The organism is Nocardia stercoris (assembly GCF_003696265.1).
GTDB classification, from domain to species: Bacteria; Actinomycetota; Actinomycetes; order Mycobacteriales; family Mycobacteriaceae; genus Nocardia; species Nocardia stercoris.
In genome coordinates this window covers 906,369-931,389 of record NZ_RFFH01000001.1, presented here as the reverse complement: position 1 = coordinate 931,389, position 25,021 = coordinate 906,369, and the positions used below count along the sequence as shown (strand labels likewise).

Annotated in this window: 19 protein-coding genes; 9 read left to right on the top strand and 10 right to left on the bottom strand. The window is 69.7% G+C overall.

The genetic code is table 11. From position 1 onward, the window contains the following. Window positions 1-14: 14 nt before the first annotated feature. The 3 genes from ilvC to EBN03_RS04145 form a co-directional block, all read right to left on the bottom strand. Window positions 15-1,016: a ketol-acid reductoisomerase gene (gene ilvC, locus EBN03_RS04155; protein ID WP_199742617.1), complete on the bottom strand. Its 1,002-nt coding sequence runs from the start codon at window positions 1,014-1,016 to the stop codon at window positions 15-17. A 118-nt stretch (window positions 1,017-1,134) separates the two neighbouring features. Next, window positions 1,135-1,641 (bottom strand): acetolactate synthase small subunit, encoded by a 507-nt coding sequence (gene ilvN / locus EBN03_RS04150; RefSeq protein ID WP_122186433.1) that lies wholly within the window; start codon window positions 1,639-1,641, stop codon window positions 1,135-1,137. Next, the gene (locus tag EBN03_RS04145; protein WP_122186432.1) at window positions 1,638-3,587 is read right to left on the bottom strand and encodes an acetolactate synthase large subunit; all 1,950 of its coding nucleotides are present in this window, start codon (window positions 3,585-3,587) and stop codon (window positions 1,638-1,640) included. The genes ilvN and EBN03_RS04145 overlap by 4 nt, the downstream gene beginning before the upstream one ends. 379 nt (window positions 3,588-3,966) lie before the next feature. On the opposite strand from EBN03_RS04145, the gene EBN03_RS04140 reads away from it, so the two are divergent. Continuing rightward, entirely contained in the window at window positions 3,967-4,425 is a 459-nt protein-coding gene (locus EBN03_RS04140) for a PH domain-containing protein (protein WP_122186431.1), read from the top strand. A gap of 48 nt (window positions 4,426-4,473) precedes the next feature. Here the strand turns inward: EBN03_RS04140 and EBN03_RS04135 are convergent, their stop codons facing one another. Further along, entirely contained in the window at window positions 4,474-4,857 is a 384-nt protein-coding gene (locus tag EBN03_RS04135) for a hypothetical protein (RefSeq protein ID WP_122186430.1), read from the bottom strand. Window positions 4,858-5,120: 263 nt separating this feature from the next. Here EBN03_RS04135 and ilvD point away from each other — a divergent pair, with 263 nt between their 5' ends. After that, entirely contained in the window at window positions 5,121-6,962 is a 1,842-nt protein-coding gene (gene ilvD, locus EBN03_RS04130; RefSeq protein ID WP_122186429.1) for a dihydroxy-acid dehydratase, read from the top strand. Between the two features lie 57 nt (window positions 6,963-7,019). On the opposite strand, the gene EBN03_RS04125 is transcribed toward ilvD, so the two are convergent. Continuing rightward, window positions 7,020-7,856: a DoxX family protein gene (locus EBN03_RS04125; protein WP_122186808.1), complete on the bottom strand. Its 837-nt coding sequence runs from the start codon at window positions 7,854-7,856 to the stop codon at window positions 7,020-7,022. Window positions 7,857-8,011: 155 nt separating this feature from the next. On the opposite strand from EBN03_RS04125, the gene EBN03_RS04120 reads away from it, so the two are divergent. Continuing rightward, window positions 8,012-9,166 carry a PQQ-dependent sugar dehydrogenase gene (locus EBN03_RS04120; RefSeq protein WP_122186428.1) on the top strand — a complete coding sequence of 385 codons (1,155 nt, stop codon included), beginning with the start codon at window positions 8,012-8,014 and terminating at the stop codon, window positions 9,164-9,166. A 62-nt stretch (window positions 9,167-9,228) separates the two neighbouring features. Here the strand turns inward: EBN03_RS04120 and gatB are convergent, their stop codons facing one another. The 4 genes from gatB to EBN03_RS04100 form a co-directional block, all read right to left on the bottom strand. Beyond that, window positions 9,229-10,743: an Asp-tRNA(Asn)/Glu-tRNA(Gln) amidotransferase subunit GatB gene (gatB, locus tag EBN03_RS04115; protein ID WP_122186427.1), complete on the bottom strand. Its 1,515-nt coding sequence runs from the start codon at window positions 10,741-10,743 to the stop codon at window positions 9,229-9,231. Window positions 10,744-10,810: 67 nt separating this feature from the next. Continuing rightward, window positions 10,811-13,303 carry an FtsX-like permease family protein gene (locus EBN03_RS04110; protein WP_325052048.1) on the bottom strand — a complete coding sequence of 831 codons (2,493 nt, stop codon included), beginning with the start codon at window positions 13,301-13,303 and terminating at the stop codon, window positions 10,811-10,813. 43 nt (window positions 13,304-13,346) lie between these two features. After that, window positions 13,347-14,063, bottom strand: a complete 717-nt coding sequence (locus tag EBN03_RS04105; protein WP_122186426.1) for an ABC transporter ATP-binding protein — start codon at window positions 14,061-14,063, stop codon at window positions 13,347-13,349. Between the two features lie 157 nt (window positions 14,064-14,220). Continuing rightward, window positions 14,221-14,568, bottom strand: a complete 348-nt coding sequence (locus EBN03_RS04100) for a hypothetical protein (RefSeq protein ID WP_233608105.1) — start codon at window positions 14,566-14,568, stop codon at window positions 14,221-14,223. A gap of 317 nt (window positions 14,569-14,885) precedes the next feature. Between EBN03_RS04100 and EBN03_RS34880 the strand changes: the two genes are divergently transcribed. The 6 genes from EBN03_RS34880 (at window position 14,886) to EBN03_RS04070 (ending at window position 22,794) form a co-directional block, all read left to right on the top strand. Next, window positions 14,886-16,202, top strand: a complete 1,317-nt coding sequence (locus tag EBN03_RS34880; protein WP_122186425.1) for a sensor histidine kinase — start codon at window positions 14,886-14,888, stop codon at window positions 16,200-16,202. Window positions 16,203-16,234: 32 nt separating this feature from the next. After that, on the top strand, window positions 16,235-16,888 hold the full coding sequence (locus EBN03_RS04090) for a response regulator transcription factor (RefSeq protein WP_407671085.1): 654 nt from the start codon (window positions 16,235-16,237) through the stop codon (window positions 16,886-16,888). 62 nt (window positions 16,889-16,950) lie between these two features. Further along, window positions 16,951-19,698 carry a serine/threonine-protein kinase gene (locus tag EBN03_RS35750; RefSeq protein ID WP_407671076.1) on the top strand — a complete coding sequence of 916 codons (2,748 nt, stop codon included), beginning with the start codon at window positions 16,951-16,953 and terminating at the stop codon, window positions 19,696-19,698. A 55-nt stretch (window positions 19,699-19,753) separates the two neighbouring features. Then, window positions 19,754-20,653, top strand: coding sequence for a serine hydrolase (locus EBN03_RS04080; RefSeq protein ID WP_233608102.1), 900 nt, complete (start codon window positions 19,754-19,756; stop codon window positions 20,651-20,653). Window positions 20,654-20,774: 121 nt separating this feature from the next. After that, window positions 20,775-21,695: a serine hydrolase gene (locus EBN03_RS04075; RefSeq protein ID WP_233608101.1), complete on the top strand. Its 921-nt coding sequence runs from the start codon at window positions 20,775-20,777 to the stop codon at window positions 21,693-21,695. A 67-nt stretch (window positions 21,696-21,762) separates the two neighbouring features. After that, on the top strand, window positions 21,763-22,794 hold the full coding sequence (locus EBN03_RS04070) for an ATP-dependent 6-phosphofructokinase (protein WP_122186422.1): 1,032 nt from the start codon (window positions 21,763-21,765) through the stop codon (window positions 22,792-22,794). Window positions 22,795-22,999: 205 nt separating this feature from the next. Here EBN03_RS04070 and EBN03_RS04065 read toward each other — a convergent pair whose 3' ends face one another. Continuing rightward, window positions 23,000-24,466, bottom strand: a complete 1,467-nt coding sequence (locus EBN03_RS04065) for an FAD-binding oxidoreductase (protein WP_122186421.1) — start codon at window positions 24,464-24,466, stop codon at window positions 23,000-23,002. Window positions 24,467-25,021: the final 555 nt, after the last annotated feature.

Here is a 25,021-nt window from a genome sequence, read left to right as displayed (position 1 = left end):
AAAAACCTGAAACCTTACGCGGTCTCGGTGATCGGGCGGTCGACCCAGCTCATCAGACCACGCAGCTTGGCGCCGGTGACCTCGATCGGGTGCTCGGCGTTGGCCTTACGCAGACCCTCGAGCTCCTTGTTGCCGCCCTCGACGTTGGCGACCAGGCGCTTGACGAAGGTGCCGTCCTGGATGTCGCGCAGGATCGCCTTCATCCGCTCCTTGGTGTCGGCGTCGATGACCCGCGGGCCCGACAGGTAGCCACCGAACTCGGCGGTGTCGGACACCGAGTAGTTCATGCGGGCGATGCCACCCTCGTACATGAGGTCGACGATCAGCTTCAGCTCGTGCAGCACCTCGAAGTAGGCCATCTCCGGCGCGTAACCGGCCTCGACCATGACCTCGAAACCGGTCTTCACCAGCTCCTCGGTACCACCACAGAGGACGGCCTGCTCACCGAACAGGTCGGTCTCGGTCTCCTCCTTGAAGGTGGTCTTGATGACGCCCGCGCGGGTGCCACCGATGCCCTTGGCCCACGACAGCGCCAGGGCCTGGCCCTCGCCCTTCGGGTCCTGGTCGATGGCGATCAGGGCCGGAACGCCCTTGCCGTCGACGAACTGGCGGCGGACCAGGTGGCCCGGGCCCTTCGGCGCGACCATGGCGACGGTGACGCCGGCCGGGGGCTTGATCAGACCGAAGTGGATGTTCAGGCCGTGGCCGAAGAACAGCGCGTCGCCGTCCTTCAGGTTCGGCTCGATCTCGTTGGTGAAGATCGACGCCTGCGCGGTGTCGGGCGCGAGCACCATGATCACGTCGGCCCAGGCGGAAACCTCGGCGGGGGTGCCGACGGTCAGACCGGCTTCCTCGGCCTTCGGCCGCGACTTGGAGCCCTCGGCGAGGCCGACGCGCACGTCGACGCCGGAGTCGCGCAGGCTCAGCGAGTGCGCGTGGCCCTGCGAGCCGTAGCCGATGACAGCGACCTTGCGGCCCTGGATGATCGACAGGTCGGCATCGTCGTCATAGAACATCTCGACTGCCACTGGTTGTGTCCCTTCAGGATCATCCCCGCGTCCACGGGGAGTGTGTTGTACGTCCGGATCAGATCCCCGCGGGGATGTGGTCGCCGACCTTCGATCGGCTGCGACTCTATCGGGTCGCTGTGATGGACTTCGGTCCGCGTCCCACCGCGACGACTCCCGACTGCACGATCTCGCGGATTCCGTACGGTTCCAGCATCCGCAGCAGTGCGTCGAGCTTCGACCGGGTACCGGTCGCCTCGACGGTCAGCGCGTCGGGCGACACGTCGATCACCTTGGCGCGGAACAGGTTCACCGATTCGATGACCTGGGTCCGCACGCTGGCGTCGGCGCGCACCTTCACCAGGATCAGCTCGCGGGCCACGGACGAGTCCGCGTCCTGCTCGACGATCTTGATGACGTTGACCAGCTTGTTGAGCTGCTTGGTGACCTGCTCGAGCGGCAGGTCCTCGACCGTCACGACGATGGTCATGCGCGAGATCTCCGGGATCTCGGTGCCACCGACGGCGAGCGACTGGATGTTGAACCCGCGGCGGGAGAACAGGCTGGCCACGCGGGCCAGCACACCCGGCTTGTCCTCCACCAGCACGGAGAGGGTGTGGGTCGTGGTGGTCACTTGGTCTCCTCAGCGCGCTCCTGCGCGGCCTGTCCCTGCGACATGGCCTCGTGGATGACAGCCGGCTCGGCGGCCTGCTCGTCGTCGTCGAACAGCGGGCGGATGCCGCGCGCGGCCATGATCTCGTCGTTGGAAGTGCCGGCGGCGACCATCGGCCACACCTGCGCGTCCTTGCCCACGATGAAATCGATCACCACGGGACGGTCGTTGATCGACTGCGCCTCGCGGATCGCGGCCTCGACATCCTCTTCCTTCTCCACGCGAATACCGTGGCAGCCCAGCGCTTCCGCGAGCTTGACGAAGTCGGGGATGCGCAGCGTGTGCGTGCCCAGGTCGGTGTTGGAGTAGCGCTTCTCGTAGAACAGGGTCTGCCACTGCCGGACCATGCCCAGGTTGCCGTTGTTGATCAGCGCGACCTTGATCGGCACGCCCTCGACGGCACAGGTGGCCAGTTCCTGGTTGGTCATCTGGAAGCAGCCGTCGCCGTCGATGGCCCAGACTTCCTTGTCCGGCGCGCCCATCTTGGCGCCCATGGCGGCCGGCACGGCGTAGCCCATCGTGCCCAGACCACCGGAGTTCAGCCAGGTGCGCGGCTTCTCGTACTTGATGAACTGCGCGGCCCACATCTGGTGCTGGCCGACGCCGGCGCAGTACACGGCGTCCGGACCGGCCAGGCGGCCCAGGGTCTCGATGACGAACTCCGGCGACAGCGAACCGTCGGACGGGGTCTTCCAGCCCAGCGGGTACTGGTCGCGCAGGCCACCGAGGTAGGCCCACCAGTCCGTCAGCTCGAGCAGCGGTTCGCCCGCCTTGCGACCGGCGGCGGCGTCACCGGCGACGGTGTCGGCCTTGAGGGTCTCGATCAGCTCGGTGATGACCTCGCGGCAGTCACCGACGATCGGCACGTCCACGTGCCGGTTCTTACCGATCTCGGCCGGGTCGATGTCGGCGTGGATGACCTTCGCGTTCGGAGCGAAGGAGTCCAGCTGGCCGGTGACGCGGTCGTCGAACCGCGCGCCCAGCGTGATCAGCAGGTCCGACTTCTGCAGCGCGGCAACGGCACCCACGGTGCCGTGCATGCCGGGCATACCCATGTTCAGCGTGTGGCTGTCGGGGAACGCGCCCCGCGCCATCAGAGTGGTGACCACCGGGATGCCGGTCAGCTCGGCCAGCTCCAGCAGCTCGGCCGACGCGTCGGCCTTGATCACGCCACCACCGACATAGAGCACCGGCGCCTTGGCGTCGAGGATCATGCGGGCGGCCTCGCGGACCTGCTTGCCGTGCGGCTTGGTCACCGGGCGGTAGCCGGGCAGCCGCAGTTCCGGCGGCCAGGTGAAGGTGGTCTGCGCCTGCAGCACGTCCTTGGGGATATCCACCAGGACCGCGCCCGGGCGTCCGGTCAGCGCGAGGTGGAACGCCTCCGCGATCACGCGCGGGATGTCGATCGCGTCGTTCACCAGGAAGTTGTGCTTGGTGATCGGCATGGTGATACCGGAGATGTCGGCCTCTTGGAAGGCGTCGGTACCGATCAGGCCGCGGCCGACCTGGCCGGTGATCGCCACCAGCGGCACCGAGTCCATCTGCGCGTCGGCGATCGGGGTGACCAGGTTGGTCGCGCCCGGACCGGATGTGGCCATACACACACCGACCTTGCCGGTCACCTGCGCGTAGCCGGTCGCGGCGTGTCCGGCGCCCTGCTCGTGGCGGACCAGCACGTGGCGGACCTTGGTCGAGTCGAACAGCGGGTCGTAGACGGGGAGGATCGCACCACCCGGAATACCGAATACGGTCTCCGCCCCGAGCTCCTCGAGCGATCGGACGACCGACTGCGCGCCGGTCACCCGCTCGGGGGCGACCTGGCGGTACGTGGTCGCGGGGGCCGGCTGGTTGGCCGAAGGCGCGGGCCTGCGGGCCGCGGGCCCGGGCCGTGCTGTAGGTGCGCTCACCGTCTTGTTCCTAACTGCTTGTCGTTGGCGTTGCGGGCAGGGCCCGAACACAAAAAAGCCCCCGACAGCCGATGGCTGTTCAGGGGTGGCGCGTCGCAGTGCGAGCCGACGTAGACGAACTGTTCGTCAGGCTCAGCGCTGGACGCGCCGGCTGATTACGAGAAGTTCGAGTCGAATCACGCGCACGACGGTAATTGCGCGCGACCCGCTGAGTCAAATCTCTTGACATAAGGTGTCCCATTATGTGAGACGGGGCGGTTCGAGTGTTCCATCACCATGATGCGAAGATGGAGGTGTGTCATCAGCGCATCAGTCCGTGCCACCGGTTCGATCGTCCCACACTCCCGAATCGGAGACCGAGACGGGTCATGTCATCCGCATGAACCGGCTCGGCCATATCGGCGTGTTCATACTGCTGTTCTGTGTGGCGTTCGCCTTCTTCGGCAACCCGGCCGTGCTGTGGGTACTGTTCGCGATCCCGCTGGGCGCCGCCCTGTGGATCGAGCGCACCCGCACCGTGGTGTCCCCCGCGGGTCTGGACCTGCGGACGCTGCGTGGCTCCCGGCACATCGACTGGGACTCGATCCGCGGCCTGTACCTGCCCAAGCGGGCGTTCGCCCGGGTGCACCTCGACGACGACACCGACGTCGCGCTGCCCGCGGTCTACTACGACCGCCTGCCCGAGCTGATCGCCGCGTCCGGCGGCCGGATCCCCGACCCGTTCGCCGCCGCCGCGCAAGCCGAGACGGATGCCGAGCAGGCGAGCTCGGACGCTACCGCGACCGAGAACCCGGCCGGGACCGAGACGGACGGCGACCACTCCGAGACCACCAACTGACCGCCGCGCACCGGGTGAGTGCCCAGACGGACACCCACCCGGTCCGGCTCAGCTCAGCGATACCACCTTGGCCTGGCCGTGCACGACCATGTCGCCGCTGTCGACCAGCGCGGCCCGGACCTGCACGGTCTGACCGGCCGAGATCGGCGCCCCGGTCAGCGTGACCACCGTCGACTGCTGACTGCCGTCGCAGGTCACGTCGGTCTGCTTCCCGGTGGCCGAGGGAGCGAGCGCGTCCGGGGCGCCCACCATCACGTCGATCGCGGCCACCCCGGCCGACGCCTCACAGCTGTAGTCGATCGCGACATTGCCCGGGCCGACGCCGCTCACGTCGATCGTGGGATCGGCGGACGCCGGACCGGCGGCGGTCACCAGGGCTACGCCCAGACCACCCGCGATCAGCAGTTTCCGGAATATCCGAACAGTTGCCATGAATCTTCGTCCTCCTGTGTAGGGGATGTGGATCACGGAACACACTCAGACAAAAACGGCATTGGCCGCGGCCTCATAGTTCCCTACCAGCCCGGTGCTGAAAACCCCTTCGCACAGATCGGTCCAAGATCGACGCACACCGGCCCGTGCATCGAATAAAAGGCCCCGGAGTACCGTTGAACTACTGCGGGACCGAATCCGTCACCGATCCGCGCAGCACACCGACCTAGTTCACTTCGAGACAGAACCTAGGACCGCACCCCATGCCTCCGCTTCGCTCACGCACCACCACCGTCGGACGCAATGCCGCGGGCGCTCGCTCGCTCTGGCGCGCGACCGGCCTCACCGACTCCGACTTCGGCAAGCCGATCGTCGCCATCGCGAACTCGTACACCCAGTTCGTACCCGGCCACGTGCATCTGAAGGACGTCGGCGAGATCGTGGCCGAGGCGGTCCGGGCCGCGGGCGGTGTGCCGCGTGAGTTCCACACCATCGCCGTCGACGACGGTATCGCCATGGGTCACGGCGGCATGCTCTACTCGCTGCCCTCGCGCGAGATCATCGCCGACTCGGTCGAGTACATGGCCAACGCGCACACCGCCGACGCGCTGGTGTGCATCTCCAACTGCGACAAGATCACTCCCGGCATGCTGAACGCCGCCATGCGGCTCAACATCCCGGTGGTGTTCGTCTCCGGTGGCCCGATGGAGGCCGGTAAGGCGGTCGTGGTCGACGGTGTCGCGCACGCGCCCACCGACCTGATCACCGCCATCTCCGCGAGCGCCTCCTCGACCGTCACCGACGACGGCCTCACCGAGGTCGAGCGCTCCGCGTGCCCGACCTGCGGCTCCTGTTCGGGCATGTTCACCGCCAACTCGATGAACTGCCTCACCGAGGCGCTGGGCCTGGCCCTGCCCGGTAACGGCTCCACCCTGGCCACCCACGCCGCCCGCCGCGCGCTGTTCGTCAAGGCCGGGCAGACGATCGTCGACATCGCCAACCGGTACTACCGCGAGGACGACGAGTCGGTGCTGCCGCGAAACATCGCCAACGCCAAAGCCTTCCGCAACGCGATGGCCCTCGATGTGGCGATGGGCGGTTCGACCAACACGGTGCTGCACACCCTCGCCGCCGCGCAGGAGGGTGACATCGACTTCGACCTGAGCACCATCGACGAGATCTCGCGTCGCGTGCCGTGTCTGTCGAAGGTGTCCCCCAACTCCGACTACCACATGGAGGACGTGCATCGGGCCGGCGGCATCCCCGCCATCCTCGGTGAGCTGCGCCGCGCCGGCCTGCTGGAGACCGACGTCAGCACCGTGCACACCCGCGACTTCGACGAATGGCTCGACACCTGGGACATCCGCTCCGGCAAGGCCTCCACCGAGGCGACCGAGCTGTTCCACGCCGCGCCCGGCGGCGTGCGCACCACCGTCCCGTTCTCCACCGACAACCGCTGGTCGACGCTGGACACCGACGCCGAAAAGGGTTGCATCCGCGACAAGGAGCACGCCTACACCGTCGAGGGCGGCCTGTGCGTGCTGCGCGGCAACATCGCCCCCGACGGCGCCATCCTCAAGACCGCGGGCATCGACGAGGACCTGTTCACCTTCGAGGGCCCGGCCGTGGTGGTCGAGTCCCAGGAGGAGGCGGTCTCCAAGATCCTGGGCAAGGAGATCAAGCCCGGCGACGTGGTCGTCGTCCGCTACGAGGGCCCCTCCGGCGGCCCCGGTATGCAGGAGATGCTGCACCCCACCTCGTTCCTGAAGGGTCTGGGCCTGGGCAAGGTGTGCGCGCTGATCACCGACGGCCGCTTCTCCGGCGGCACCTCCGGCCTGTCGATCGGCCACATCTCGCCCGAAGCGGCCCGCGGCGGCGTGATCGGCCTGGTCGAGAACGGTGACCGGATCCGGATCGACGTGCACACCCGCGCACTCGAATTGCTGGTTCCCGACGAGGTTCTCGCCGAGCGCCGCGCGAAGATGGAAGCCTCGGAACGCCCGTGGCAGCCGCTGAACCGCGACCGCACGGTCACCACCGCGCTGCGGGCGTACGCCGCACTGGCGACGTCGGCGGACAAGGGCGCGGTGCGGCACGTGCCGTAAACGATTCACGACGAAGGCCAGGATCCGATTCGGATCCTGGCCTTCGTCGTTTCGGAATCAGCCGAAGGTGCCCACGAACGGGTTGCCGCCGTGGAGCGCCAGCCAGGTGGCGGCTGCGGCGGCGAGGGCGGCGGCGAAGCAGATCACCGAGCCGTAGGCCGGGCGGGTTGCCCAGCCGCGGTTGCGGTCGGCTGACCACCGGCCGGGGCCGGTGAACAGGAGGGCGGTCACGGCACCGATCAGGATCGTCTCCAATTCCAGTGCCTTGTACTGGAATCCGGGTGCCACGCTCTGCTTCCACAGCCAGGCGTCCAGGATGGTGGCCAGCACCGCGCCGCTTGCCAGCGGGGTCGCCAGGCCGACGAGAATCATTGCGCCGCCGCCGATCTCGGCGACGATCGTCATGGCCGCGGAGAGCTCCACCTGCTTCCAGCCGCCGTGCTCCAGGAACGCGTGCGTCGCCTCGATACCTTGACCGTGGAACATCGTGGTCGCCTTGGACAGGCCGTGATAGATGAACGTCAGGCCGATCAGCACGCGCAGGGCGAGCAGGCCCAGATCGGTGGTGCCGCGGCGGTCGTCGCGGCGGGAGCGCAGGCCGGTGCGGCCGTCGGGCGCGGCGGGGATGCTGGCGAAGACATAGGTGCCGTCCGAGTCGTCGTCGTCATCGTCCAGGTCGGCGCTGCGCGGCGCCGGTTTGCGGGTCGGCACGGTGGCGGGACTGCTCGCGGCGGGCCCGTTGCCGGGCACCTCGGGTTCGAGGCCGAGTTCCTCGTCGGTACGTGGTACGGGCCGGGCCGGCTGGCCCGGGCCTGCGGGGCGACCGCCCTGTGCGAACTGCCTCGGGACGGCCCGGACGGTCGATGGGGTGCGGGTATTCGCCGTGTCTGTCACCCGGGTCACGATATTCGGCTCCAAACGTCGATGCCTGCGTAAATGGCGGCGTGTCCGTGACAGACCTGCGCCCCACTGCGTCGAGTGCGCCGAAGAGACAGCCGGGCGGGACCCCGTGCGCGCATTCGCGCCAGGATTTCCGTAACGTCTGAGCCATGAGAGTGGTTGTCGCGAACGTCCGCCACGGCGGGGTGCCTCACCGGCTCGGCCGTACCGCAGCGGGCCTCGCCCTCACCGCGGGCCTGGTAGCCGGGTGCGCGAGCTTCGACGACTCCGCGTCCAAACCCTTCACTCCGGTCCCCGAACTCGCCGGGCCCTCAGGCACCACGCCGCCACCACCCCCGACCGGGGAGCGGCCGACCGGGCCGTGCATCGACCCGGATCCGGCCGTGGTGGTCTCCTGCCTCGACGTCACCGGCGGTGTGACCGCTCTCCCCGACGGCCGCCAGGGCCTCGTGACCGAACGGCTCACCGGGCGGATCCTGCAGATCATGGCCGAGGACCCGACGCACGCGCCGCCGCCCCCGGTCCAGATGGCCAAGCTCGACGTGGACTCCTCCGGCGACGGCGGGCTCACCGGAATCACCATCTCGCCCAGCTACAACGAGGACGGGCTGGTTTACGCGTACCTCACCACGGCCAGCGACAACCGCATCGTGCGGCTCGGCGCGGACGGTATCCCCAAGCCCATCCTGACCGGAATCCCCAAGGGCGCCACCGGAAACAGCGGTGCCATCGACTTCGTGAGCCCCACCAAGATGGTCGTGCTCACCGGCGACACCGGTAACCCGGCCGCCGCCGCGGACCCCGGCTCGCTGGCCGGCAAGCTGCTCGAGATCGACAACCCGGCTCCCGGCAACTCGCATCCGAACGTGCTGGCCGCCGGGATCGGCACCGCCGGCGGGGTGTGTCCCGATCAGGACGGCATCTGGTTCACCGACCGGACCGCCGCGGCGGACCGGCTGCAGCGGATCGACAAGTCCGGCGGCACACCGAATGTCGCGTGGACGTGGCCGGACCACCCGGGCGTCGCCGGATGCGCGGTGACCCCGAACGGGGTCGCGGTCGCGTTGACCGGCGGCAAGGCGATGGCGCTGGCCGCGGCCGACCCGCAGTCGCACGCGGTCACCGTGGCCCCGACCCTGTTGGCGCAGAACAAGTACGGCGCCCTCAACGGCGCCTCGCTCGGCCTCGACGGCAGCGTCTGGGTCGGCACGGTCAACAAGTCCGGCCAGCAGCCGGGCGAATTCGACGACCGCGTCGTCCGCATCCCGCCGCCGTCGGGCAGCAGCGGCGGCAGCCCGGACTGAGGCTTCGACACCCGAAACCGCAACGGGCGCCGGATATCCGGCGCCCGTTGCGGTTTCGGGTGTCAGCCCTCGACGCCGCAGGCGGCGAGCACCAGTTCGCGGACGCGGGCGGCGTCGGCCTGGCCGCGGGTCGCCTTCATGACGTCACCGACGACCTTGCCCGCGGCCTGGACCTTGCCGGAGCGGATCTTGTCGGCGATATCGGGGTTGGCCGCCAGGGCCTTGTCGACCTCGGTCTGCAGGGCCGAGTCGTCGGAGACCATGCCCAGGCCCTTGGCTTCGACGATCGCGCCCGGGTTGCCCTCACCGGCCAGCACGAGGTCGACGACCTGCTTGGCGACCTTGTTGTTGATGGTCTTCGCCTCGACCAGCGCGATGACCTCGGCCACCTGAGCCGGCGAGATCGGCAGCTCGTCGAGGGTGGTCTCGAGGTCCTTCGCCTTCTCGGTCAGGTAGGCGACCCACCAGGAGCGGGCGGCGTCCACCGAGGCGCCGGCGTCGACGGTGGCGATGATCTGGTCAAGCGCACCGGCGTTCACCAGGTCACGGAACACCTCGTCGGACAGGCCCCAGTCGGCCTGGATGCGGCCGCGGCGCAGCCACGGGTACTCCGGGATCGTGCCGCGCAGTTCCTCGACCCAGGCCGCGTCGGGCGCGATCGGCTCCAGGTCCGGCTCCGGGAAGTAGCGGTAGTCCTCCGCGGTCTCCTTGATCCGGCCGGCCGAGGTGGTGCCGTCAGTCTCGTGGAAATGCCTTGTCTCCATGAGGATCTCGCCACCCTCGGCGAGAATCGCGGCCTGGCGGCGCATCTCGAAGCGGACCGCCACCTCGACACTGCGCAGCGAGTTGACGTTCTTGGTCTCGGTGCGGGTGCCGAATACGGTGGCGCCCTTGGGCATCAGCGAGACGTTCGCGTCGCAGCGCAGCGAGCCCTGCTCCATCTTCACGTCCGACACGTCGAGCGAGCGCAGCACCTCGCGCAGCGCGGTGACGTAGGCGCGGGCCACCTCGGGCGCGCGCTCACCGGCACCGGTGATCGGCTTGGTGACGATCTCGATCAGCGGCACACCCGCGCGGTTGTAGTCCAGCAGCGAGTGGTCGGCGCCGTGGATCCGGCCGGTGGCACCACCGACGTGCAGCGACTTACCGGTGTCCTCCTCCATGTGCGCGCGCTCGATGTCGACCCGGAAGACCGTGCCGTCGTCGAGCACCACGTCGAGGTGGCCGTTCTGCGCGATCGGCTCGTCGTACTGGCTGATCTGGTAGTTCTTCGGCTGGTCCGGGTAGAAGTAGTTCTTGCGCGCGAAGCGGCCCCACGGGGTGATCGAGCAGTTCAGCGCCAGGCCGATCCGGACCGCCGACTCGACGGCCTTCTGGTTCACCACCGGCAGCGAGCCGGGCAGGCCCAGGCACACCGGGCAGACCTGGGTGTTCGGCTCGGCGCCGAATTCGGTGGGGCAGCCGCAGAACATCTTCGTGGCGGTGCCGAGCTCGACGTGGACCTCCATGCCGAGCACCGGGTCGAACCGGTCGATGACGTCGGCATAGTCCATCAAGTCCGCGGTGGCTGCACTCATGGGCATCAGTTTAGGGAAATGCGATGGACGGCCCGCACCCGGCTGACCGGGTACGGGCTCCCCTCCATCAATCGACGGCCAGTGCCTCGATGATCGGCATCCGCGCGGCCCGCAGAGCGGGCGGGATCGATCCGGCCAGCGCCAGCGCCAGCGCGGCGGCAGCGTAGACCACCAGCATCGGGCTGGGTCGGTAGGCGATATCGAGACTGAGCGCGTGACCCATGGCCCGGTCGGCCAGCACCTGGGCGGCGGCGCCCGCGGTCAGGCCGAGCAGGGCGCCGGCGATGCCGATGCCCGCCGCCTCGGCCAGCACACTGCGCAGTAGGAACCGACGGCCGCTGCCCATGGCGCGCAGGACGCCCAGTTCGCGGCGGCGTTCGAGCACCGAGAGCATCAGCGTGTTCAGCAGGGCGGCCGTGGATACCAGCACGACGATCCACAGGATCGAGCCCGACAGCTGGGTGCCCTGGCGGACACCGGCCGAGATCGCGTCCACCGAATCGGGGCCGGTGTACACGTTCAGTTCCGGTGGCGAGGCGGCCTGCACCGCGGCGAGGACCGCGTGTCGGTCGGCGCCCGGTGCGACGTCGACCCCGAGGATCGTCTCGCCCGGCCGCTGGTACCAGTCCCGCATGGTGTCCAGGCCGAGCACCACCACGCCGGCGACCGCCGAGAAGTACGGGACCACCGCGAGCACCTCGACGTGGTGCACGCCGGTCGGGGTGGGCAGATCCAGTGCCGACCCGACATGCAGGCCGAGCGTCCTTGCCACATCCCGGGATACGACGACACCCGAGCCGGAATCGACGCGCGCCAACACATCCGGTGCCACCTCGTGCAGGACCGGGCTGGCGACCAGCCCGGATTGGTAGGCCTGCAACATCACTCGCCCGCTGCCGACGGTGGCGAACGCCATCTGAGCTGAACCGACTCCGGCCACACCGGGAATCGCCCCGATCCGCGCTTTCAAATCGGACGGCAGCACCGTCCCGGTCGGGAAGACCCCGTCCCCGGCCGACGACACGTAGATATCGGTGTCGCCGAGGCTGCGGAAGCTGGCGACCGCCGAATCTTCCAGGTTGTTCGACGCGTTGCCCAGGGCCACGGTCGCGGTGATGCCGATCATCACCGTCATAGCGGTCGCCCACACCCGGCGCGGCGCACGTTCGAGCGTGGTGGCGGCGAGGGCGCCCGGGGCACCGAAGACGCGGGCGATCGCCGCGGCCAGGGCCACGATCGGGCCGGTCGCCACGTAGCAGAGCAGGAGGGCGCCGGTGATCGACATCGAGATCCCGCCCAGCGACAGCTTGCCGATGTCGGCGCTCGCGACGACGATCGCGGTCCCGATCAGCGCGATCCCGCCGATGCCCGCGGCCCAGCGCAACAACGGATGCGCCACATCGGATTTCGAGACCCCGACCGGTGCCAGTGCCTCGATCGGCCGGACCTTGTAGATCTGCCGGGCCGCGACCGCGGCGGCGATCGAACTGGCCGCCACGCAGGCGGCGATCGCGACCGGGATCGCGTACCAGGGCAGTACGTAATCGGTTCGCGCCTCGACCGATTCGAGGATGGCCGCCGGCATCGCACCGATCGCGAACCGGCCGGCGAGCACGCCGATACCCGAGCCGAGCAGCGCGCCGAACAGGCCGAGCAACGCCGACTCCAGGATCAGCCCCCGCACCATCGGCGCCCGGTGGCCACCGATCGCCCGCAACAGCGACAGCACCGGACGCCGTTGTGCCACAGCCATACTCATGACGTTGTAGATGAGGAAGCCGGACACGATCAGGGCCGTCATCGACGCCATGAAGGTCGAGTACTGCATCAACTGCATCGCGCCGCCGGCCTGCGCGCTGCGCAGGCTCGGATCGGCGACCACGGCCCGCCCGCCGACGACGGTGGTGAGCGTGGAACGCAGCTGGGCCACATCGGTATTCGGTGCCGCGACGATCTGCACCGAGTCGAGGCGGCCGACCTTGTCCGCGACCTTCTGGGCCACCGGCAGGCCGGTCACCACGATGTGGCCGCCGTTGAGGTCGTGTGAGGTACGCGCGTCCAGCACTCCGGCCACCGTGAGCGATACGCCGCCGAGGGTGAAATGGTCTCCGTCGTTGTGCCCCACCGCATCACCGATCAGCACCCCGTTCGGCACCGTGAGCAGCTTCGCCGCCTGGGTGCGCATCGGGCCGTCCAGGGTGCCACCCAACTGGGTGACCGACGGATCCGAGCCGATCAGCAGGGCGCGGTCGTCGCCGGACCCGATCACGGTGCGCACCATGGGCACTGCCGCCTGCACCCCGGGCACCGCGCGCAGCTGCGGCAGCAGCGCCTGATCGAAGCCGGAGTCGGTGATCCCCGAAACCTCCAGCGCCGCTTTACCGCCCAGCGCCTGGGTCAGCCGGTCCGCGGAGCCGGTGACCGAGCCGGTGATGCTGAGCACCGCGACCAGCAGGGTCGCCGACACCGCCATCACGAGCACGGACATCACGGTCCGCCCGCGGTGTGCCATGAGCTCGCCGATATTGAACAGCCGCAACCGATCCCACGTCGCGTTCACAACCGCACCTCGCAGCTCGTCGCTGCCGCATCGATCCGCTCGTTCACGCCGGCACCTGCACGGTGCCCTCGGTGCGGCCGGTGCGCGTGAGTCGCTCGTCGGAGCCGATCCGGCCGTCGCGCAGGGTGACCACCCGGTCGCAGTACTGCACCGCGCCCATGTCGTGGGTGACCATCACGATGCCGGTGCCGCCGTCGGCGATCCGGCCGAACAGTTCCAGGATGGCGGCGCCGGTCTTGGAGTCCAGGTTGCCGGTGGGTTCGTCGGCGAGGATCAGCGGCGGGTCCATGATCAGCGCGCGGGCCACCGCGACGCGCTGCATCTGGCCGCCGGACATCTCACCGGGCCGGTGGTCGGCCCGGTCGGCGAGTCCGACCAGGTCCAGCAGCTCCAGTGCCCGCGGCTTGGCCTTACGTAAGCCCTTGCCGTCCAGCAGTTTCGGAATCGCCACGTTCTCCCACGCGGTCAGGGTGGGCAGCAGGTTGAAGAACTGGAAGACGAAACCCACACGGTGCCGCCGGAATTCGGACTGCGCGTCGTCGCCCAGCGTGCCGATCTCGTTGCCGTCGAAGGTGATCGAGCCGGAATCGGGCGAGTCCAGGGCGCCCAGCAGATGCAGCAGAGTGCTCTTGCCGGAGCCGGACGGGCCGATGATCGAGGTGAACTCCCCCGCCTCGATCCGCAGATCGATCCCGTCGAGGGCGCGTACCGGCTGCTCCCCGATCCGATACTCCTTGACCACCCCGGTCAGTTCCAACATTGCACTCCCCTTTGGTTCTTGGTGTTGTCGGCGATCGTACGGTGCGCAGAGCTCGGGTCCGCGGGACGGAGTTCGAGCTACCGGCCGCATCCCGGCCCGGTCGGCCGCGGCTCGGACCTTGATCTCCCCGATGGTCTGGTGCGAACAGCGCCCGTGCTCAGGCCGCGGTGACCCGCTCAGCGGTTCGCGCGTACGGCCTGCTGTCGGCCGCTCGCACCGGATCGGCGTGGATGTCGAGCACCGCGCGCAACGCCGGCTGCTCGGCGGCCAGTTCGCGGTAGGCCTCGGCGGCGGTCATGCCGCGCTCGCCGGCGATATCGAGCTTGGCGTGCAGGTGGTTGGCCCAGCGGTACCGCAGCGCCGCGAGCACTCCGGCGGCCCCGCCGAACAGGCGGTCCCGGTCGGGCAGATTCTCGAACAGCATCGGGTCGGCCGGGTCGATCGCCGCTCGGGCCAGAACGTCGTGCAGCACCTCGGTGCGGGCGTGCTGGTCGTTCCAGGTCATCTCGGCACCCCTTCCTGGTTCAGGTCCCGGGTTCGCCGGGCTTCCGTGCCACCAACGCTACGGCCGGGCCGGGCCGTGATCGTCGTGCCGCGGAACCGAATTCGGCTCCTACCGTGGGTGGAGACGGGGTGCGCTCCGGGCAGGACGGCGGGTGTCGGGGATGTGAGCCGGGCCGGTCGGGACCGCCCGCCGCCACCACGCGTCCTACCGCGGTCGGAGCCCGGAATACGCTCGCCGCACGATTCGCGGCGCCGAGTCCGGATCTACGCTGGAATGATGGATCCGTACACGTGGGCCGGGCAGCGGGGCGGGCGGCGATGAGCGGGACCGCGGCTTCCGACCTGCCTGAACTGCCCACCACCGTGCGCGGGCGGCTCGCGGCCTTCCGGCGCAACCCCGCACAGACGGTGAGCCGGGTGGTCGCCGAACAGGGGCACGACTATTCCGCCAGCACCATTCTGATGTCCGACCTGGCGATCGTCCTGGTCGCGCTGGTCTCCGTGGGACTGCGCTACCACTATCTGCCGACGCTGGTGCCGATCCTGGCGGCACTCATCGTGCTCGCCCCCTACCCGGTGCTGCTGCTCACCACCGTGAAGAGCAATCCGATGGTGTTCGGGTTGCCCGCGCTGACCGGCACCGCACTGTTCCTGGCCCAGCCCGTGTACCCGGACTGCGCGGTACTGGTGCCGACGATCGTGGTCGCCGAGATCACCGCCATCGCGGGGGCCCGGGCGGCGGCGCCCTACATGGTGGCCGGGATGGCCATGATGGTCGGCTTCTCCATGGTCGGCGAGGTCGACAAGGGTCTGCCGATGTATTTGACGAGCATCCCGCTGGGCGTGGCGGTGGGTTTGATGATCCGCTTCCAGCGGCAGGCGCTGTATCAGGAACGCGAGAACCAGGCGATTCGCGCGGTCCAGGCGGCCGACGACGAGCGCCGCCGGATCGCGCGCGAGGTACACGACGTGGTCGCCCACTCGCTGAGCGTGACGCTGCTGCATCTCACCGCCGCCCGGCACACCCTGCAGACCGATCGCGATGTGGACGAAGCCGTGGACGCGCTCATCGACGCCGAACGCATCGGGCGGCAGGCGATGGCCGACATCCGCCGGACGGTCGGGCTGCTGGACCAGCAGTCCGGCAACGAACGACCCGAACCGGGACTCGACGACATCGGTGTCCTGGTCGCCGACTTCGTGCGGGCCGGCATGGCCGTCGACTACTCGCTCACCGGCGATCCGACGCTCGTGTCGGCCGCCACCGGGCTGGCGCTGTACCGGATCTGCCAGGAGTCGCTGGCCAATGTCGCCAAGCACGCGCAGGGCGTTCCGGCCGAGGTCCGAATCACCGTGGGCACGAACGATGTCGCGCTCGAGGTCCGCAATGCGCGGCCGGCCGGGGCGGCGAGCCAAGGTCGCGGCATGGGGATCGACGGTATGACCCGCCGCAGCGCGCAGCTCGGCGGCACCTTGACCGCCGGGCAGGCCGGCGCCGAATGGCTTGTCCGGTCACGTATTCCGCTCGGGGTACCCGGTGCGGCGACGAACTGCCCGATGGCCGGCGAGGCGCCGACGCGGCTGCTGCGTACCGCCATCACCGCGATCAGCCGCAAACCCCAGGAGGAGCAGTGACATCCGGTACGCCGGAAGAAGAGTTCGTGACCGTGTTGGTCGTCGACGATCAGGAGCTGGTGCGCGGTGGGCTGCGCCGCATCCTGCGCCGCCGCGACGGCTTCGTGGTCACCGAGTGTGCCGACGGGGACGAGGTGCCGGCCGCGATCGCGACCCAGCGCCCGGACGTGGTGCTGATGGACCTGCGGATGAAACGGGTCGGCGGGATCGATGCCACGCGATTGCTGCGCTCGCGTGCGGACGCCCCGCCGGTGCTGGTGCTCACCACCTTCGACGACGACCATCTGTTGTCGGGCGCGTTGCGGGCGGGCGCGGCCGGATTCCTGCTCAAGGATTCACCGGCCGAGGATCTGATCCGGGCGGTGCGCACGGTGGCGGCCGGCGATTCCTGGCTGGACCCGTCGGTCACGGGCCGCGTGCTGTCGGCCTACCGCACCACGGCGGCCGCCCCGGCCCGACGTGACGACCGTCTCACCGAACTCACGGCGCGGGAATTCGAGGTTTTCACTTTGATCGGGCGCGGGCGGGCGAACGCCGAGATCGCGGCGCAGCTGGGTATCTCGGAGGTAACCGTCAAGAGCCATGTCGGTCATATCTTCGGGAAGCTCGGGTTACGCGATCGAGCGGCCGCGATCGTGTTCGCGTTTGACCACGGTGTGGTCGCACCCGGAGAATCGGCGGGGTAGGACAGGCGACCCGGTGTTGCGGACACCGCGGTGGGGGCCTGACCGGAACAGGGAGGTCATCGGTGAACCCGCCGCGGACACGAACCGGCATGTTCGGCCCGTACGAGTTGCGCTCGCTGCTGGGCAGGGGCGGCATGGGCGAGGTATACGAGGCGTTCGACACCGGCAAGAGCCGAGTGGTCGCCCTGAAATTGCTCAATGCCGAGTTAGCCCTCGATCCGGCGTACCGCGAACGATTCCGGCGCGAGGCGCAGGCCGCGGCACGGCTGTCCGACCCGCACGTCATCCCGATCCACGACTGGGGTGAGCTGGACGGCGCGCTCTACATCGACATGCGCTTGGTGAACGGCTCCGATCTGCATGCGGTGCTGCGGGATCAGGGGCCGATGCCCGCGGCTCGCGCGGTGCACGTCATCGGGCAGGTCGCCGCGGCGCTGGACGCCGCGCACGCGGCCGGGCTGGTGCACCGGGACGTGAAGCCGGCCAACATCCTGCTCACCGCAGGCGATTTCACCTATCTGGCCGACTTCGGGATCGCGCGCAGCGACAGCGATTCCGCGCTGACCCAGACCGGTGCGGCCGTCGGCTCCTACACCTACATGGCGCCCGAGCGGTTCGACGTGGGTCCGGTCACCGGCCGCGCCGACATCTACTCGCTCGGCTGCGTCCTGCACGAATGCCTCACCGGCGCGGTCCCTTTCCCGGCGCCGAACGTGAGTTCGCTGGTCCGCGCGCATCTGTCGGACCCGCCACCGCGGCCCAGCGCCGGCCGCGGTGACATCCCGGCCGCCATGGACGCGGTCCTGGCCCGGGCCATGGCGAAGGCTCCCGCCGACCGCTACGCCTCCGCCGGCGAGTTCGCCGCTGCCGCCATGGCCGCGCTGCAGGGCGCGGATGCGGCCGGAGCGGGCGCTCCCCCGGCAGCCGCGCCGCGAGTGGGCCCGACGCCGGTGTTCGGCGGCGAGACCACCGTGTTCCAGCCGTTCGGCGCGCAGGGACCGGCGTTGCCGCCACTGCCGTCGCGGCAGCCGGCCACACCGCCCGCCGCGGCCGAGGAGCCGGCCGAACACTTCACCGAACCGGCCGAGACCGCGGTGTTCCGGCCGTTCGGCCCGGACGGGCCGACACTGGCCGCCGGGCAGCGGTTCGCCCGGCGGGCTTCCGGTGGAAAGGAACGGGATTCGGCTCCCGCGGCACCGCCTGCGCCGCCAGTGGCCGCGCCCCCGGCTCCGGCCACTCCGCCGGCGCCGCCCGCCACGGGCGCGAATCCCGAGGTGCCGCGACAGCCGCGCACCTACGACACCACCGGTACGCTGCGGATCTTCGCGCCGCCGTCGCAGCAGCCCGAGCACAACACGGGTAGCGATCTGCCGACGTTCACGCCCGCCGATCCGACCGTGGTGCGGCCGGCGGATCTGCATCTGACACCGCTGCCGCCGACCGGGGATCATCCGGTGCAGCGCGGACCGTTCACTGGGCCTGCTTCCGCGGCAACGCAATCCGGGTCAGGTTCCGGCGCGACGCCGTCGGGGTCCTTCGCGGCCGCACCGCAATCGGGGTCGATGCCGGCCGCGTCGCAGTCGGGATCGCTGCCCGGGGCGCCGCAGTCCGGTTCCTTGCCTGCGGCGTCGCAGTCCGGGCCTTTTCCTGCCGCGTCCCAGTCCGGAGGGTTGCCCGCGGCATCACAGCCCGGGTCCTTCCCCGCCGCCTCCCAGTCCGGAGGATTGCCCGCGGCATCACAATCCGGGACTTTCCCTGCCGCGTCCCAGTCCGGAGGGTTTCCTGCGGCGTCCCAGTCGGGATCCTTCCCCGCGGCGTCGCAGTCCGGATCTTTCCCTGCCACAACCCAATTCGGTGGTGCGGGCGACACGACCCAGCAGTCCGCAGGAGGCGTCGGGCGGCCGAATCAGGCCGATGATCTCGACGCTACGCAGGTCATCTCCGCCCCCACCGGACCGGCTTCCGGGTACCCGCTGCAGGAGAACTACGGCGGCCCAGGCGGTTTCGGCAATCGGGCGCAGGGCCACGACGACCGGCGCGGCTTCGGCGACCAGCGCAATCAGGGCGGGTACGGCGACCAGCAGGGCTTCGGTGGCGGGCGGGGTTACGGCGGCGACCAGCAAGGGTACGGCGGTGACCAGGGCGGCTACGGCAGTCAGCAGGGCTACGGCGAGGGTTACGAGCAAGGTTTCGGCGGCGACGGTTACGGCGACCAGGGCGGCTACGGCGGCTTCGGGCACGGCGAGCCGAACGGTTACGGCTACGACGACGACCCGGCGACCGAATACGCTCCCGCCGCGGCGGCTTACCACCCGCCGAGTGCCAAGCGGAAGCTCGCGGTGCCGATCGTGATCGGTGTGCTGTTCCTGGCGGTGGTGTGCCTGGCCGCGGTCGTGGGCTGGCAGACCTTCTCGAACAAGAACACCGCGACGGACGCCACCGCGACCGCGACCACCGCGGTCGCCCCCGCGACGACCGGTTCCGCCGCCGCGAGCACCACCCGGCCCACTACGACCACCAGCGCCGGCAAACCGCCGGAGTTGCCCAAAACGGCCGTCGACTGCCCCGCGACATATCCGGCTGTGAACGGTTTCAGCAGGTCAGCGACGGGTTCCAAGGCCACGACCTGCCAGTTCGCCGAGGAAGTCCGCAAGGTATACGCGCAGTCCGCGAGCGCCGGAACGGGCACACCCGCTACGGTGGTCGCAGTTAGTCCGGTCACCAACCAGTCCTATTCGATGAGCTGCACCACGGCAGGCCGCCTGGTGACGTGTACCGGTGGTGAGAACGCGGTGGTGTATGTGTATTGAGCAGGAGCAGCGGTCACGGCGCGGTAGGTTGCGCTGGTCGGTGGCGGTAGCGGCGATGATCGCGGCTTCGACGTATTCGGCGCAGGCCGGTGTCGCCGAAACCGGGGAGTTACGCACCGGCGACCCGGCGGGAGCGATCGACGGCCAGCCGGCCGCCGCCGCGGCGGGCCCGCAGCCCGGCGTCACGACCACCACCATCGCGGGCGGCCCGATCGGCACCTCCGCGCTGGAGGCCGAGTTCGCGGCCCTGCAGTCCGAGCTCGGCGGCAGCATGGGCCTGGCCCTGATGCCGGTGAACGGCACCCAGGTGATCACCTTCGGCAGCTGGACCGACGGCAACGCACTGTCCACCATCAAGGTGCCGCTGGCGCTCGCGGCGTTGCGCCGGCAGCCCACCGAACTCGCGGACACGGCGGCCGCGGCGATCACCGCGTCGGACAACGACGCGGCACAAGCACTCTGGCAGTCGCTGGGCACCGGCGACGAGGCCGCGGACGCGGTCGAGGCGGTACTGCGCGAGGCGGGCGACACCACCACCGACGTCGCCGACCGGCACGACCCGAATACCACTGTGCGCGTGGACGATCCGCTGTCGTTCGGGTCCACCGACTGGACACTGGTCAACCAGGTGCGCTTCGCCGCGCACCTGCCCTGCCTGCCGCAGGCCAACCTCGTCACCTCGCTGATGTCGCAGGTCACGGCGAGCCAGAGCTGGGGCTTGGGCGCGTTCGACGGTGCCGCGTTCAAGGGTGGCTGGGCGCCCGACGACAGCACCGGCTACTACACGGTGCGGCAGTTCGGCATCATCCCGACGCCCAGCGGTCACCTGGCCGTGGCGATGGCCGCGCAGCCCACGTCGGGCTCGTACGACGACGCCACCGCGATGCTGGACCGGCTGACCGCCGTGCTGGGTCGCCACCTCGGTGAGACCAGCGGCGGAGACTGCCACGCCTGAGGCGACATTCGCCGCAATCGCGACCGTCCGCGCTGGTGGCGTTGACCTGCGCTGTCCGACGGAACAGAATTCGTCGACCGGGTGCTGCCGTTTCGGCCGCCCCACACGGAAGGTGGGATTCGTGGAAGGACCCGAACTACCGTACTCGGTCGGTCTGCCGGCCGGCTCGGGCCGGATGCGCCGGCCCCGGCCGATGATCCTGGGTGCGGGGCTGTTGCTCCTGGCGGCGGCCTGTTCCTCCCCGGCCACGGTCGCGCCGTCCGCGGCACCCACCTCGACCAGCACCGCTCCCGCGGGCAAGGACATCACGGTGTCGGTGCCGGGGACGTTGGCCGCGGATTTCGACGATCTGCTGCCCACCCTGCACGGCCGCGCCGGGCTGGCCCTGATGCCGGTCGGCGGCACCAAGATGGCGACGCTGGGCGACTGGACCACCGGCGCCGCGTGGTCGACGATCAAGGTACCGCTGGTCCTTGCGGTGTTGCGGCACAACGGCGATACCACCACCGCGTCGATGTCGGCGGCCATCACCGAATCCGATAATTCCGCGGCCGACGTGCTGTGGCAGTCGCTGGGGACACCGGACGCGGCCGCGGCCGCGGTGCAGGCGGTGCTGCGCGACGGCGGCGACTCCACCACATCCGTGCCGGCGACGCGTACCCGGCCGGACTATTCGTCTTTCGGACAGGCCACCTGGGCGCTACGCGACCAGCTACGGTTCACCGCGGAGTTGCCCTGCCTGGACGACGCGGACACGGTGACGTCGCTGATGGCCAAGATCTCCGGAAGCCAGCAGTGGGGTCTGGGCCATCTCGAGGGCAGCGAGTACAAGGGCGGCTGGGGGCCCGACGCGAACGGAAAGTACCTGGTTCGCCAGCTCGGACTGGTCGGCACCGAGACCGGGAAACTGGCGATAGTGCTGGCGGCGCAACCGGATTCGGGTTCGTTCGACGACGGCCAGGCGATGCTCACCAAGATCGCCGCCGTGGTATCCAAGCACCTGGACGAATTGCCTGGCGGTAGCTGCGCACCGAAACGCTGACCGAGATCCGCGACGTCCCCGGCGGGCCCACCCTGCGGATCGACCGGCAGGCAGGCAAGATAGCGGCATGCGCATCGGAGTCTTGACCGGAGGCGGGGACTGCCCAGGCTTGAACGCGGTCATCCGAGCAGTCGTCCGCACCGCGAACGGCCGCTACGGGGACGCGATCGTCGGCTTCAACGACGGGTGGCGCGGCCTACTCGAGGACCGCAAGGTCCAGATCAACAACGACGACCGGACCGACCGCCTGCTCACCAAGGGCGGCACCATGCTCGGCACCGCGCGCACCAACCCCGACGTCCTGCGCGACGGCCTCGGCCGCATCCGGCAAACCTTGGACGACAACGGAATCGACGCCCTCATCCCGATCGGCGGCGAAGGCACGCTGACCGCCGCCAGCTGGCTCGCCGACGAAGGCGTCCCCGTAGTGGGCGTCCCGAAGACCATCGACAACGACATCGACTGCACCGACACCACATTCGGCCACGACACCGCCGTCACCATTGCCACCGACGCCATCGACCGGCTGCACACCACGGCGGAATCGCATCAGCGGGTGATGCTCGTGGAGGTGATGGGCCGGCACGCGGGCTGGATCGCCATGAACTCCGGCATCGCCTCCGGGGCGCATCTGACGCTGGTGCCGGAGGTGCCGTTCGACGTGTCGGAGGTGTGCACGATGATCAAACGCCGCTTCCAGCGTGGAGATTCGCATTTCATCTGCGTGGTGGCGGAGGGTGCGAAGCCGGCCGCCGGATCGTTCCACCTGCAGGAGGGCGGGATGGACGAGTACGGGCACGAGCGGTTCACCGGGGTGGCGCATCAGCTCGGGGTGGAGATCGAGCGGCGGATCGGGAAAGAAGTGCGGACCACGGTGCTGGGGCACGTCCAGCGCGGCGGCAAGCCGACCGCCTTCGACCGAGTTCTGGCCACCCGCTTCGGATTACACGCTGCCGAGGCGGTTCACGCGGGGCAGTTCGGGCAGATGGTGGCGTTGCACGGGACCGAAATCGATCTGGTGCCGTTGGCCGATGCGGTACGACAGCTGAAGTTGGTGCCGCAGGACCGGCACGGGGAAGCGGCGGCCTTCTTCGGGTGATCGGACCGGGGTGCGGACATTCGACAAAGCGTCGTTGTACTTCGGCACTGCAACTGTCACGCGTCGCTTGCGAACTCGAAGGTACGAGTCGCGCGTACCTTGGCATGCTCGGCCATCCGACTCGACTGGCCGGCGGCGTGTACCTGCGCACAAGCTCGGGATGGCGATGACCAGCGGCAGCGCTTGCCGGGGCACGTGGCGCGCCTCAGACCCCAGGCCCCCAGTACAGGCTGTTGGCCGCGTCGACGCGGTTGTGCTGCAACCGAACTCGGGCCGCGTTGGCCGCGTAGTAGCGGTCGACGGTGGTGTCCGGCTCGACGTAGTTGACGTAGCCGCCTACGGAATCCGCTGCGACCGCGGCATGAGCGGTGCCGATCCAGGCTCGAGCCGCCACCGGGTCCTGCGGTGATTCGACGATCCACTGCAGCATCGCGGTGTGGCGGCGCCACGGGAACGCGGTCGCGTCCGGGGCCGGGTCGCTCAGGGCGCCGGTCAACGGGTCGATCAGCACCAGGCCGGGTTGGCCGGCGCGGGCGCGGTCCGCGATGACCTTCACGATCGCGGTGGCAGTGGCGGTGTCGAGGGTAGGCAGGACGTCCGAGCCTGCGATCCGGGCCGTCCGGGGCTCGGTGGGACTGCCGCCGGCCAGGGACAGGGCCGCGTCCAGCGGGGCGTAGGTGTTGCTGTCGAGGACAGTCGGGGTGGTCCCGATGGCGGCGCCCAGGGCGGCGACGGTGGCCGCGCCCGCACCGGCAGCGCAGACGACCAGGCCGTCGACGGCGATGCCACCGTTGTCGGTGCGGACCGCCAGATTCGCCCAGGAGGTGCGTTCGGCCGCGGCCGCCCATTCCGCCCAGCCGGTCAGCACCTTGACCGGGTCGGTGACCGGGATACTCAGGCGGACAATGTCTTTCGAGGCGGAAGCAACGGTCCGGAAGGTCAGTGCGGTGACGATGCCGAGGCCGCCTCCGGCGCCCTGCAAGGCCCAGAACAGGTCCGGGTCGGATTGGGCGGACACCTCGACGAGCTGACCGCCCGGTAGGACGAGCTGCGCGGACACCAGGCGGTCACAGGTCGCCCCGTACTGGCGGGAGTCGACCCCGATACCGCCGCCGACGGTGAGACCGGCCAGGCCCACGGTCGGGCAGGTACCGACCGGCAGACTCCGGCCCGCTGCATCGAGGGCGGCGAGCGCCGGGTACAGGCCCACGCCCGCACCGACCGTGGCCGAGTCGCCGGACAGGGTGACCGAGTTCAGCGCCCGGGTGTCCACGATCAGCGCGCCGGAGTGCGCCGACGCACCGACATAGGAGTGCCCGCCGCCGCGCACCGCCACCGATAGGTGGTTCGCTGTCGCGAATTGCACGGCGGATACGACGTCCGCCGAGTCGGCCGCTGCGACCAGCGCTGCCGGTGTCGAGCCGTCGAAGCGAGGGTCGAACAAGCTCACGGCGCCACCGAAACCGGCCGAGCTGGGCAGCGTCAGGCTGCCGCGCAGGGTCTGGGTCAGCCCACTCCAGTCCAGCCCGGACGCCGAGCCGGATACCGCCGGTTGCGCGCTCGCCGGAGTGGTCCTCGCTCCCAGCGCGGTAGCGGCGGCGCCGACCAGGAAAGCCCGCCGGGACGCCGAGGCCGTAGGCAGGCCAGGACCTCCCGGTTCGCGGTCAGCCACGTGATCTCCTCAGCTAGCTCGGGGCGAGACGCGTACCCGCCGTCTGCCGGGCAGCAGTGGAATAGTAGTCGGCAGTGCGGGATCAGCGGTTTCGGTTCAGCGCGGGTCGTGGGCCCGGATGTGGGCATGCAGTTCAGCAAACACAATGTCGAGGCGGGCGGGATTTCTCCGCGCGATCCGTGCGACCGCCCGGAGCGGCACCCGCTAACGTGCGCACGCAAATGCAGCGGTCCTCACGATCCCACAAATCTGGCAATACTTTTCGGCCGATGCCGTAAAAGAAATGTCCTTCACAACGCAATGGTTGCGTGCTTTGCGCCAAGGCCGCTATACCGAAACAGCAACACCTGCATCGTAATCCGAATGCGATGCAAGCGCACAAAGGCCGCTGTCCCGGCACAATCCCGTGGCACTGACCAGCGCGAAACTCCAACGGACACAGCCCGCGGATCCCGGGGACCGGATGAACCGCTGCCTGCCGTGCTACCGGCCACTCCCCGCCGATATCGCCAGCCATGTCGGATGCCCACGGCCCGAGTGCACAATGTCGGGCGT